Consider the following 12,327-nt stretch of genomic DNA (forward strand, 5'->3'; position numbering starts at 1 on the left):
CTAATTCAATATTTGTTTTACTTGTTTTAAAAACCATTCAGACTGGTCAAACATTACGAAATGAGCTGATTTTTCTGCATATAAAATAGATACCGAAGGTAAATTTTTATACTGATCATTATACGTTTTAGTGACCACTTCTAAACTGGGATTTGTTGCTGCTAAAATTGTAACTGGTTTTTTTATTTTGGCAATTTCAGATCTTAAATCTAAATTTAGCATATCGATATAACCATAAATAAATGTTTTTCTATCAGCTTGATTCATCATTTCTGCAAGAAACTTTTGTTTTTCTTTATTATTACACATATACATCACAGATTGATTGTTCATCTTTTGAAAATCCACATCTGACATATTTAACATACTTTTACTTTGAAGATTATCATAAGGAATAACATCGCCTTTATAGTTAGGAATCATCAATGCTGCTGAAGCTGCTAATGCATCTACAAGAATCAATTCTTTAAACCAACTAGGATTACTAGAAGCTAACCATAAACTTAAAGTCCCTCCAATACTATGGCCCAATAGTGTTGATTTTGTTAGTTTATTTTCGACTATATATTTTTCTAAATCTTTTTTTATAGTTTCAAACCAAGGCGAATCAATAGGCTTCAAATTACCAAATCCTGCAAAAGTAAATATATAACATTTGTTTGTTTTTGAAATCTCTGCTACAGTTTCATCCCAAACTTGTCCGGTACAACCAAAGCCTGGAAACAACAAAACAGGATCCCCTTTTCCTGTTATTTTAACATTGAACGAATTTTGAGAAAACAAATTTGTTGTGCTTAACATCGCTACAATTAGTAGTGTAAAAATGGAGTTTTTCATAATTAAATAATTTAAATTTTTCCTTTTGATGCATAGCTATTAAAATTGTTACACCTTTTTTTTAACTATTTTACAAAAAAATAAAAAACCAATGTTTACAAGCATTTATAACCACATAAAAAAATCCAAATCCCAATCGCGAAATTGGAATTTGGATTTTTTTTTCAAAACTAAAATTGAATTTTACAACAGTTGTTTGTCTATTTCTTCAAATTTTTCAATTAGACTATTTATCTTATCTTCTTGTTTTTTAATTTGTTTCGGACGGATATAAAACCAGTTAAATCCTATCCAAAGCAATGTTACACCATAAGTAACCACAGCATAAAAAACAGTCATTCTTGAGGCATACTCATACATATACAAACATATACCCACAAACAGCAAAACAAAATAACAAGTTAATATTGTAGACTGAATGAATTGCTGTTTCTTTTTAATTACAATTAGCTGCTGCAAATAGTCGTGATTCGTATGAGTGGCATCACTATTTTTAAAATCTTTTAGCGAGCGATTATAAACTAACACATACATCGCCATAGCAACAATTGCCAAAACGATCCCAATTTTACTTGAAATGAATTGTGGCTGAAAATAATACCACACAAACAGAATGAAAGCGCTTGTTGCAAAAAGGAGAATGTTCGTTATCCATAAACTTCTCAAATTTGTTCTTTTAAACTTCTTCAACCTCAACATTAAATCTTCCATATTAGGCTGACTTACGGCTTGTTTTTTCCATAAATCTTTAAAATCTATATTATTGTTGTCCATTTTCTTTAAATTTTTGAGTCAATTTTTCTTTTATTCTGTGAATTTTCACTCTAACATTCGCTTCAGAAAGTCCAACGATTTTGGCAATTTCTGCTTGCTTTACCTCTTCTAATTCCAATGAAATAATAATACGTTCCGTTTCTGGCAACTCGGCAATACATTTGTACAAAAACTGAATTTGTGGCTCTAGGGAGTGTTGTTTTTCTTCTGTCAAATGAATTGGCAAATCTGATTTTTGAAAACGTTTTTCTTTTTCAAGCTGCCTTAAACAATTATTAGAAGCAATTCTAAAAATCCAAGTCCCGATGCTCGATTCATTTCTAAAAGTTTCTAGCTTTTGCCAGACAATTATAAAAGTTTCTTGAGCCAGATCCTGTGCGATAGCGTAATCATTGACAAAACCCATGCAAAGCCTGAATATTCTGTCCCAATACGTTTTATAGACTTCTTCAAACTCCATCATTACGATTTTATAAAATTGTTTAACTGCGCCAAATACCAGTCTTTATCATCGTACATAATAAAATGCAATCCTTTATTGGCGTATTGAAAATTAGCCGTTTTCAAGTTTTTATATTGTTCTTCGATTGCTGGTTTTAAATTTATAAAATTAGATGCTAATAAAATTAGCGATGGACATTTTATAGTCGAAATTCTTTCTCTCAAATCAGTATTAAAGAAATCACAGTACATTTGAGCAAAGGTTTTTCGATCTGATTTTACACTCCAATCAATAACCATTTCTAGTTTTGAAGCATCTTGCAAGAGTCTCGGCATCGCTTGTTTCTGCATTTCATAAAACTGCGTTTCGTTCATTGCTGTCATTTGTGCAACCATTGGCGAACAATCATTATTTTCTTTTGATTTAAAAGAAACATTGCTCAAAGCTGCCAAACACGGAAGCGCATCTACCACCACAATTTTCCCAATTAAATCTGGATAATCTGCGGCTAATGCCAGAGCCAACCCTCCGCCCATACTGTGACCAATTACAATTGGTTTTTCAATTTTATTTGTTTTAATGTAAGTAGCGATTTCTGCTTTCCAATTTTCAAAAGAAGAACTTGGATGTGGTTTTGCGCCAGCAAAACCTGCCATTGTAAGCGTATAACAAGTGAAGTCTTTTTCGAAAGCTGTTTTGGTTTCATTCCATACTGCTCCAGAAGAAGCAAATCCGGGAATAAATAGAATAGCTTGTTTTCCTTTTCCGGTTTTAATTACTTCGAAAGGATATGATTTTGTCTGAGCAAAAAGATTTAGACATAAGGCAGAAAACAAAAGGGTGATAATTAAAATATACTTTTTCATTTTAAATTGTTTTAAGTTGTTCATTTAATCGGATCCGCCCTTTGGATACGTGAACTATTAAAATGTTACAAATATTTAAAAAAAGCAATAAAAAAATTACAAATCCCAGTGTTTGCAAGCGTTTTAAACACAAAAAAAAATCCAAACTCCAATCGTGAAATTGGAATTTGGATTTTTTAAAGTTACAATTTTATGGTTTATCCCACCAAATTAATAATTTTTCCTGGTACGATAATGACTTTATTTGGAGTTCTGCCGTCTAATTGTTTTTGAGTTCTTTCGTCTTGCATTACGATTTCCTCGATTTGTTCTTTGGTTAAATCCAAAGGCAATTTGATGGTGAAACGCATTTTTCCGTTGAAAGAAACTGGATATTCTTTCTCGCTTTCTACCAAATAGCTGGCTTCAAAAACTGGAAAAGGAACCGTAGCAATAGACCCTTCATGTCCTAACAACGACCATAATTCCTCAGCAATATGAGGCGCATAAGGCGAAATCACAACCGCCAAAGGTTCTAAAATGGCACGAGAATGACAGTTTTGCGATGATAATTCATTCACACAAATCATAAATTGTGAAACCGAAGTATTAAAAGAGAATCCTTCAATGTCTTCTGCCACTTTTTTGATGGTTTTGTGTAATGATTTTAAGTTGTCTTTAGTAGGTTCGTCGTTGTTTACAATCAAACCGTTTTCATCAAAATACAAACGCCATAATTTTTTCAAGAAACCAAAAACTCCAGAAATTCCTGCCGTATTCCAAGGTTTGGCTTGTTCTAATGGTCCTAAAAACATTTCATACAAACGCAAGGTATCCGCTCCATACTCTGCACAAATTGCATCTGGAGTGACTACATTGTAATATGATTTTGACATTTTTTCTACTTCTCTTGTAACAAAAAATTTATCATCAATTTCCGAAAATGTGACCGCATTCTTGTAATCCTCTCTCCAATTTCTGAATTTTTCAACGTTCAATTCATTTTTCAAGTTCACAAATTCAATTGGAACTCTTGTTTTATAAAATGTAAATTCTCTACCTAAAATATTATAACTAGGGGTAACTTTCTCATCTAGCCCCAGCTCTTTCAACTCACTAGCCAAATCTTTAGTAAACACTTTAACTAATTTTTCACGAATCTCTAAGCTATATTTATCATCATCTTTTGTTGTTTTAAAATAATTTAAGACCTCTTCGGACAAAAAATAATCTTTAACCAAAGAATATTTCTCTTGTAATTGTTTTAAACTTTGTTTTTCATTTTCAGATAAAAAAGACAATGCTCCATAAGCTGAATTTACTTCAACTTTTAACGTATCATTATATTCTTTTCCAAAAAATGTTATATTCAATCCAATTCTATTTACAAATGCACTTTCCCCCAAAATCATCCCCTGATTAATCAGTTTTTTGAAAGGTTCTTCTGTTGGCGCAAACCCTTTATCTTTTAAGAATTTGTTCCAAAAACGAGAATACAACAAATGACCTGTCGCGTGTTCACTTCCGCCAATGTATAAATCTACGCTTTCCCAATATTTCAAAGCATCGGTAGAAGCAAATTCGGTGTCGTTTTGCGCATCCATATAACGCATCCAATACCAAGAACTTCCAGCCCAACCTGGCATCGTATTCAATTCTAAAGGAAAAATGGTTTGGTTATCTACCAACTGAGTACTAACCACTGAACACTGAACACTATCCCAAGCCCAAACCGCTGCGTTCCCCAAAGGAGGCAATCCGTCTTCGGTTGGTAAATATTTCTCTACTTCTGGTAAAACGATTGGTAAATGTATGGCATCAATCATTTGTGGCAAACCATTCACATAATATACTGGAAAAGGCTCACCCCAATAGCGTTGACGCGAGAATACTGCATCACGCAAACGGTAATTGATTTTTCCTTTACCTTGACCTATCGCTTCAAGTTCTGCAATGACTTTTTGGGTCGCTTCTTTATAACCTAAGCCGTTCAAGAAATCAGAATTTTTAAATACAAATCCTTCTTTGGCAGTAAAAGCGCAATCCTCCCCCAGCCCCTCCGAAGGAGGGGAGCCAGCTACTGTTGCTGTTCCCCCTTCGGGGGTTAGGGGGCTTATTATATTTTTGATGGCTGGCATTCCGTTTTGCCCTTTGAAGAAATTTGCAAAAGCATAATCTCTTTCGTCTCCACAAGGCACCGCCATCACCGCACCAGTTCCGTAACCCGCCAACACATAATCACCAATCCAAACTGGAATTGGCTCTTTGGTAAACGGATGTTCCGCATAAGCCCCTGTAAACACTCCCGAGATAGTTTTCACATCGGCCATACGCTCTCTTTCGGAACGTTTCGTTGTTTTTTCAATATAAGCGTCTACCGCTTCTTTTTGTTCAGGAGTCGTGATTTGAGCCACCAAATCGTGTTCTGGAGCCAAGGTCATAAACGTTACTCCAAAAATAGTATCGGGACGAGTTGTAAAGACACTAATCCCCCTAGCCCCCGAAGGGGGAACATCAGCGTTGAGTAATTCATGTTTGATAATATTTAAAACACTATCAATATTATTTAAAACCTCTTTATTATTAAAACGAATTACCTTAAACCCTCTTTCATTAAGAACTTTTGTTCTTTCTGCATCAGCTTCTTGTTGAGCATCATGAATTTCGCCATCAACTTCAATTACTATTTTTTTTGAAAGACAAACAAAATCTACAATAAAATCAGCGATCAAATGTTGTTGTCTAAATTTAAAATCTAAAGCTTTCGACTTTAAATTTAACCACAATATTTTTTCAGCTTCTGTTGGATTATTTCTCATTTCTTTTGCTCTTTCAAGCAATAAATGTGAATTATTTCCACCCGTCATATAACCCAAAGTTTTTTTAGACTCCGAGTTCTCTTCCCCTTTGGGGAAGGATAGGATGGGGAAAGTTACCATCGCTCCCACCGATTTTCCAATCCAGTTTCTCTGACTTTCTTTGATACTTTCGCTCCAGTCAATATCGTTTAATCCTTGCAACAAACGCTCGGCGTAGGCAGAAATTCGCATACTCCATTGTGTCATTTTCTTGCGAATCACAGGATAACCACCACGCTCCGAAACGCCATTCACAATTTCGTCATTCGCTAAAACCGTTCCCAATCCAGGACACCAGTTTACTTCAGTTTCTGCTAAATAAGTTAATCGGTATTGCAATAAGATTTTTTGTTGCTCATCGGATGAAAATGCGTTCCATTCGCTTGCTGAAAAACTAATAATATTGTCATCACAAACAGCATTCACAGTAGCATTTCCTTCTTTTTCGAAAATAGCTATCAAAGTCGAAATATCTTCGGCTTTGTCGGTTTCGTTATTGTACCAAGAATTGAACAATTGGATGAAAATCCATTGCGTATGTTTGTAATAATCAGGATTGGAAGTTCTCACTTCTCTGTCCCAATCGAATGAAAAACCTATTTTATCCAATTGTTTTCGGTAACCCGCAATTGCATTTCCCTCTTTATCTAAACCTCCGTCAATATTAACGCGTGTCGTATCTTCTGGACGCTGTCCCGTTTGTATCGCATATTGTTCAGCAGGTAATCCAAAACTATCATAGCCCATTGGGTGCAACACATTGAAACCTTGATGTCTTTTGAAACGCGAATACACATCTGATGCGATGTACCCTAGAGGATGTCCAACGTGTAATCCCGCTCCAGAAGGATAAGGAAACATGTCCAAAACATAATATTTTGGTTTATCAGAGTTGTTTTGCGCTGCAAAAGTCTTGTTGTCAGCCCAATATTGTTGCCATTTGGCTTCGATTTCGTTCGGATTGTATTTCATTTTTTTGGTTTATTTTACCCTTTCAGGGTTTTGAACCCTGAAAGGGTTGCAAAAAAAATTAGGTCGCAAATTTACATTTATTGTACGAAAGTTGAAAGTTTGGGCGTTATTAACTTTAAATAAAGAATTTGTTTGTTATTTTTACGGCATAATTTAAGTACACTATGAGTTCTAACTTTGACAAATTTCAAAAAAGAAGACTAATTTCCTCTTATTTCTCTGTGGTATTGAGTGTTTTCCTAGTATTGTTTTTACTAGGAACCTTGGGACTTTTCATCGTTAATTCTAAAAAATTAGCCGATGATTTTAGAGAAAATATCGCTATGACTGTTTTCTTCAAAAAAGAAGCTACTGACAGTACTTTTCAGGCCTTTGAAAAAGAATTAAAAGCGGCTAAATTCCCGAAACAGTTTGTATACGTTTCCAAGGAAAAAGCAGCCAAAGAACACACGGACATTATTGGAGAAGATTTCCTTACTTTCTTGGGAGAAAATCCACTTCAAAATTCCTACGACATCAACCTAAAAGCAGATTATGTGGTTCGTGATAGCATCGCTAGAATTGAAAGTCATTTTCGTAAAAACCCAATGATTTCTGATATTGTTTATGACAAACAATTGGTAAATTTGGTTAACGACAACATCAAGAAAGTCAGTATGTGGATTTTAATCATTAGTGGTTTTCTAACGGTAATTGCTGTATTATTGATTAATAGTTCTTTGCGTTTGTCGATTCATTCCAATCGTTTTATCATCAAAACAATGCAAATGGTGGGCGCTACCAAATCCTTTATCCGCAAACCTTTTGTCATTAAAAGCATAAAATTAGGAATGATTGGAGCTGGTTTGGCTATCGTGGCTTTGATTTCTTTATTGATTTATATCGAAACTAACTTCCCAGATTTAGGAATTTTAGAAGATAAATTAATCATTGCTGTGATTCTTTTGGGCGTATTTGGTCTTGGCGTTTTAATCACTTGGTTGAGCACGTACTTTGCTACACAACGTTTCTTGAACCTAAGAACAGACGATTTATATTAGTCCTTCAATATTCAGTTACAACTATTCGATAATTCATTAAGTTGAAATAAAAATGAAAAACAACGAAATAAAAAAAGAATTCCTTTTTGAAAAAACCAACTATATCATTTTATTGATTGGTATTGCCGTGATTACCCTTGGTTTCATTTTAATGTCTGGCGGTGGTAGTCATGACCCTGCTGTTTTTAGTGAAGCTATTTTTGACTTCAGAAGAATTCGTTTGGCTCCAACAACCGTTTTGATTGGTTTTGGAATCACTATTTATGCTATTCTTAAAAATTCAAGCCCCCTAACCCCCAAAGGAGGAACTTCTGACTTGACTGATAAAAAATAATCATTAAAGTTTATGATTTGTGTTATCAAAAGTCAGTTTCTTAAAAAATTAATTTAAAATGAATACACTACAAGCAATCATCCTTGCGATTATTGAAGGAATTACTGAATTTTTGCCTGTTTCTTCGACTGGGCATATGATTATTGCTTCATCTTTTTTTGGAATTGCGCATGACGATTTCACCAAATTATTCACTATCGTGATTCAATTGGGAGCGATTTTATCAGTAGTGATATTGTACTTCAAACGGTTTTTTCAATCCTTAGATTTCTATTTCAAATTATTGGTGGCTTTTATCCCTGCAGTCGTTTTGGGATTGCTATTAAGCGATTTTATTGATGGTTTACTAGAAAACCCAGTTACCGTGGCAGTGTCATTGCTAATTGGTGGTTTTATTTTATTAAAAGTTGACGAGTGGTTCAATCACACCACTACCGAAAACGAAAAAGAAATCACTTACGGACAAGCTTTTAAGATTGGTTTGTTTCAATGCTTGGCCATGATTCCGGGAGTTTCTAGAAGCGGAGCGAGTATTGTGGGCGGAATGTCGCAAAAATTATCTCGTACTTCTGCTGCTGAATTTTCTTTTTTCTTAGCTGTTCCAACGATGTTGGGCGCTACAGTCAAAAAATGTTACGACTATTATAAAGACGGATTTGTTTTGACCGACGACCAAATCAATTATTTGATTATTGGTAATATTGTGGCTTTCGTGGTCGCTTTACTAGCGATTAAAACCTTCATTGGTTTTTTGACTAAAAACGGCTTCAAAGTATTTGGATACTATCGCATATTGGCAGGGATTGTCTTGCTTATCATCCATTTTTTCATTCATCCCCTGACCATCATTTAATGACACCCGAAGACTATTTAGAAGGACAAGTTCTTTTAATCGATAAACCCTTGCATTTTACTTCTTTTCAAGCGGTAAATAAGTTGAAGTATTTATTGATTAACAAAGTGGGATTGCCAAAAAAATTTAAGATTGGTCACGCGGGAACCTTAGACCCATTGGCTACTGGTTTATTATTAATCTGCACTGGTAAATTCACCAAACGCATAACAGAATTACAAGGGCAAGCCAAAGAATATACCGGCACTTTTCATATTGGAGCTACTACTCCATCCTACGATTTAGAAACCGAAGTAGACCAACACTTTCCTACCACACACATCACTGAGGCGTTGATACACGAAACAGTACAACAATTTTTGGGAGAGATTGATCAAAAACCACCTATTTTTTCTGCCATAAAAAAAGATGGCGTACGCTTGTACGAACACGCGAGAGCAGGAGAAACCATTGAAATTGCAAGCAGAAAAACCACCATTCACGAATTTGAAATCACCAGAATTGCACTACCAGAAGTTGATTTTAGAGTAGTTTGCAGCAAAGGAACTTACATCAGATCTTTAGCCTTTGATTTTGGCAAAGCCCTGCAATCTGGAGCGCATTTAACAGCACTAAGAAGAACCAAGATTGGAGATTATGATGTTGCTAATGCCTTAACTCCAGCCGTTTTTGAAGAACATTTAGGATAAAACATAAAAAAACACATGACAATTTCTTTTTTTAGAACTTGCGATGTGTTTCTTTTTAAACAAAGTACTTTTTCAAACCATACTTGTTGTTTTTAAAAGGCTGGGGCTAGACCGAAGTTAATAATGAATTGTTGTCTTTCCTCCAAACAACATTGAAGAAAAGAAGTCATAAAACTTGTCAAATAGCTTTTTCATAACGATGTTTTTTTAAATTGTGAGACACTATTTTAAACACCAATAAAAAAGTAAATCAAATTAATAGACTTGGTTAGCTGCCACCAATTTACAACATTTCTTTCATAAACAGAATATTTTGACGATATTTTTTTTTATAAACATCTGAAATAAAGAAACTTACCTTTAAATATGAGCTATTTCGACTCTTTCAAGCATTAAGCCCAAAATTTCCTCTTGTGTACTTAATCCTTTGTCATGCAAATACCATAATTGTAGCTCTGATTTAGCGGTTTCATCGACCATTCCATGCTCTTTTTTGTAATTCAAAATTAAGTCTTTGGCTCCTTTTGGACGAGGTCCCCAGTCAGCAATAACCTCAGAAGTAGCTTTATCAATAATAATCAACTTAGGGATAGCTTTTCCTCCATTCGTTAAAAAATGCTGCATTAAATCGTCATTTTCATCTCTAAAGACAATTTTTAAATCAATTTTATCGGTTTCTAAAGCCATTTTATTCATAATTGGCAATAATTGGGCAGCATCACCGCACCATCCTTCCGATAAAACCAACCAAATATATTCATTTTGTAATCCTTTCAGTTGTTCGGCAACAGTTGCATCAATCTTTATCGTTTTATCCAAACGATTCATTCTTGTTTCATTAAGTGCACTATAGTGTGTCAAATCTTCCGATTGTTCGCTGCCTGATGATTTTCCATCTTTCAACAAATCAGAAACTATTTTTCTATAATTGATATAAGGATGACTATGAAATAATGCTTTTGCGATTGATGTTTTCATTTTATTACTATTTTTAAGCAAAATTAAACATATCACATCGTTAATAGCGTGATAAAAATCACTTATGAATAAAATAAAACATAGCATTCTATGTTGAGTAACTCACAATCAACAGGTTTAGTGTTGTCTGGCGGTGGTTCCAAAGGAATTGCCCATGCTGGAGTTTTGCAATTTTTAGAAGAGCAAAACATCATTCCAAAAAGCATATCAGGCTCAAGTGCTGGATCAATCGTTGCTGCCCTTTATGGAAGCGGAAAATCACCAAAGGAAATTCTGGCTTTCTTCAAATCGATTTATTTCTTTCATTGGAAACATTTTACCTTTTCAAAAGCGGGTTTAATTGATCCGGAATCATTTAAAGAATATTTTACAGACATTTTCAACGACTCTGTGTTAGGCGATTTGAAAATTCCAATTCACATTACGGCTACCAATATGGTAAAAGGAAATTTAACCGTTTTTGATGCCAATACCAAAACCATAGATGCCATTTTAGCTTCAAGTGCTTTTCCAGGCGTTATTTCTCCTTACGAAATCAATGGACAATTGTATAGTGATGGCGGCATCTTGAATCATTTTCCAACAGAGTTACTACAGGACAAATGTGACTTTATCATTGGCGTCTATGTGAGTCCAATGCAAAAAATTAATGCAAAAGACCTTTCCTCCATAAAATCGGTTACCAGTAGAGCCTTTGATTTGCTAACGGCAAATTCAAGTCTAATTAAATTCGACCACTGCCATTGGTTGATTGAACCTGAGGAATTGTCAACCTATAGCACCTTTGAAACCAGCAAAAGCAAAATGGATGCTATTTTTAACATTGGCTACGAATCGGCTAAAAAAAGTTACGAAAAACTTAATTTATATATTTAAGGCTCACTATTTCACAAAAAATAGAATATCGCTATATTTGCACCAAACAATTCAACAAACATGAAATACAAAAGAATCCTTCTAAAATTAAGTGGTGAAGCTTTGATGGGCGATTTAAATTACGGAATTGATCCTAAAAGATTAGCTGAGTATGCCCATGAAATTAAGAAAGTACATGCTAAAGGAGTAGAAATTGCCATTGTAATTGGTGGAGGAAATATTTTTAGAGGTGTTGCTGGTGCAAGTTCTGGAATGGATCGCGTTCAAGGTGATTATATGGGAATGTTAGCCACTGTAATCAACGGAATGGCGTTGCAAGGAGCACTAGAAGATAACGGAATGAAAACCCGTTTGATGACTGCTTTAAAAATGGAATCTATCGCAGAACCTTATATCAAAAGAAGAGCCGATCGTCATTTAGAAAAAGGACGTATTGTGATTTTTGGAGCTGGAACAGGAAATCCCTATTTTACAACCGATACTGCAGCTGTTTTGAGAGGTATCGAAGTAAGCGCAGATGTCATTTTAAAAGGCACACGCGTAGATGGTGTGTATGATTCTGATCCAGAAAAAAATGCTGCTGCTGTAAAATTTGACTACATTTCATTTGAAGATGTCTTAAGCAAAGGATTGAATGTTATGGACACCACAGCATTTACTTTGAGTCAAGAAAACAAATTGCCAATTGTAGTTTTTGACATGAACAAAGAAGGTAATTTATTGAAAATCTGTGAAGGCGAAAACATAGGAACCGTAGTTAATATATAAGTTTATGGTTAAAGGTTTGTAGTTTATAGTTGACTGCGAACCACCAACAACAAACAACAAA

The 12,327-nt window shown here is 34.5% G+C and carries 12 protein-coding genes; 6 read left to right on the plus strand and 6 right to left on the minus strand.

Annotation, left to right across the window (positions count from 1 at the left end):
- From O9307_RS06570 to O9307_RS06590, 5 genes are all read right to left on the minus strand, one after another.
- On the minus strand, positions 1-837 hold the full coding sequence (locus O9307_RS06570; protein ID WP_298296658.1) for an alpha/beta hydrolase: 837 nt from the start codon (positions 835-837) through the stop codon (positions 1-3).
- 183 nt (positions 838-1,020) lie between these two features.
- Entirely contained in the window at positions 1,021-1,611 is a 591-nt protein-coding gene (locus O9307_RS06575) for a hypothetical protein (RefSeq protein ID WP_298296661.1), read from the minus strand.
- Complete coding sequence (locus O9307_RS06580; protein WP_298296848.1) at positions 1,598-2,071, minus strand: RNA polymerase sigma factor; 474 nt, start codon at positions 2,069-2,071, stop codon at positions 1,598-1,600. Before O9307_RS06580 ends, O9307_RS06575 begins: the two co-directional genes overlap by 14 nt.
- Positions 2,072-2,073: 2 nt before the next feature.
- A complete protein-coding gene (locus O9307_RS06585; protein ID WP_298296664.1) occupies positions 2,074-2,919 on the minus strand; it encodes an alpha/beta hydrolase in 846 nt (281 codons plus the stop codon).
- Between the two features lie 197 nt (positions 2,920-3,116).
- A complete protein-coding gene (locus O9307_RS06590) occupies positions 3,117-6,728 on the minus strand; it encodes a DUF559 domain-containing protein (RefSeq protein ID WP_298296665.1) in 3,612 nt (1,203 codons plus the stop codon).
- 164 nt (positions 6,729-6,892) lie between these two features.
- Here O9307_RS06590 and O9307_RS06595 point away from each other — a divergent pair, with 164 nt between their 5' ends.
- Genes O9307_RS06595 through truB form a run of 4 tightly spaced genes read left to right on the plus strand, consistent with a single transcriptional unit; the run spans position 6,893 to position 9,644 of the window.
- A complete protein-coding gene (locus O9307_RS06595) occupies positions 6,893-7,768 on the plus strand; it encodes a permease-like cell division protein FtsX (protein WP_298296668.1) in 876 nt (291 codons plus the stop codon).
- 52 nt (positions 7,769-7,820) lie between these two features.
- On the plus strand, positions 7,821-8,102 hold the full coding sequence (locus tag O9307_RS06600) for a DUF3098 domain-containing protein (RefSeq protein ID WP_298296672.1): 282 nt from the start codon (positions 7,821-7,823) through the stop codon (positions 8,100-8,102).
- Between the two features lie 58 nt (positions 8,103-8,160).
- Positions 8,161-8,955 carry an undecaprenyl-diphosphate phosphatase gene (locus O9307_RS06605; RefSeq protein WP_298296674.1) on the plus strand — a complete coding sequence of 265 codons (795 nt, stop codon included), beginning with the start codon at positions 8,161-8,163 and terminating at the stop codon, positions 8,953-8,955.
- Entirely contained in the window at positions 8,955-9,644 is a 690-nt protein-coding gene (truB, locus tag O9307_RS06610) for a tRNA pseudouridine(55) synthase TruB (protein ID WP_298296676.1), read from the plus strand. Before O9307_RS06605 ends, truB begins: the two co-directional genes overlap by 1 nt.
- A gap of 360 nt (positions 9,645-10,004) precedes the next feature.
- Here truB and O9307_RS06615 read toward each other — a convergent pair whose 3' ends face one another.
- Positions 10,005-10,622 carry a thioredoxin family protein gene (locus O9307_RS06615; RefSeq protein WP_298296678.1) on the minus strand — a complete coding sequence of 206 codons (618 nt, stop codon included), beginning with the start codon at positions 10,620-10,622 and terminating at the stop codon, positions 10,005-10,007.
- 90 nt (positions 10,623-10,712) lie between these two features.
- On the opposite strand from O9307_RS06615, the gene O9307_RS06620 reads away from it, so the two are divergent.
- On the plus strand, positions 10,713-11,498 hold the full coding sequence (locus O9307_RS06620) for a patatin-like phospholipase family protein (RefSeq protein WP_298296681.1): 786 nt from the start codon (positions 10,713-10,715) through the stop codon (positions 11,496-11,498).
- Positions 11,499-11,558: 60 nt separating this feature from the next.
- Positions 11,559-12,266 carry a UMP kinase gene (pyrH, locus tag O9307_RS06625; protein ID WP_298296684.1) on the plus strand — a complete coding sequence of 236 codons (708 nt, stop codon included), beginning with the start codon at positions 11,559-11,561 and terminating at the stop codon, positions 12,264-12,266.
- Positions 12,267-12,327 lie beyond the last annotated feature (61 nt).

This window comes from Flavobacterium sp., assembly GCF_027531905.1.
Taxonomy (GTDB): domain Bacteria; phylum Bacteroidota; class Bacteroidia; order Flavobacteriales; family Flavobacteriaceae; genus Flavobacterium.

Coding starts and splice junctions, on each gene's coding strand:
- O9307_RS06575 (WP_298296661.1), bottom strand. CDS start 1,611: ATGGACAACAATAATATAGATTTTAAAGATTTATGGAAAAAACAAGCC.
- O9307_RS06605 (WP_298296674.1), top strand. CDS start 8,161: ATGAATACACTACAAGCAATCATCCTTGCGATTATTGAAGGAATTACT.
- O9307_RS06595 (WP_298296668.1), top strand. CDS start 6,893: ATGAGTTCTAACTTTGACAAATTTCAAAAAAGAAGACTAATTTCCTCT.
- pyrH (WP_298296684.1), top strand. CDS start 11,559: ATGAAATACAAAAGAATCCTTCTAAAATTAAGTGGTGAAGCTTTGATG.
- O9307_RS06600 (WP_298296672.1), top strand. CDS start 7,821: ATGAAAAACAACGAAATAAAAAAAGAATTCCTTTTTGAAAAAACCAAC.
- O9307_RS06570 (WP_298296658.1), bottom strand. CDS start 837: ATGAAAAACTCCATTTTTACACTACTAATTGTAGCGATGTTAAGCACA.
- O9307_RS06580 (WP_298296848.1), bottom strand. CDS start 2,071: ATGGAGTTTGAAGAAGTCTATAAAACGTATTGGGACAGAATATTCAGG.
- O9307_RS06615 (WP_298296678.1), bottom strand. CDS start 10,622: ATGAAAACATCAATCGCAAAAGCATTATTTCATAGTCATCCTTATATC.
- truB (WP_298296676.1), top strand. CDS start 8,955: ATGACACCCGAAGACTATTTAGAAGGACAAGTTCTTTTAATCGATAAA.
- O9307_RS06590 (WP_298296665.1), bottom strand. CDS start 6,728: ATGAAATACAATCCGAACGAAATCGAAGCCAAATGGCAACAATATTGG.
- O9307_RS06620 (WP_298296681.1), top strand. CDS start 10,713: ATGTTGAGTAACTCACAATCAACAGGTTTAGTGTTGTCTGGCGGTGGT.
- O9307_RS06585 (WP_298296664.1), bottom strand. CDS start 2,919: ATGAAAAAGTATATTTTAATTATCACCCTTTTGTTTTCTGCCTTATGT.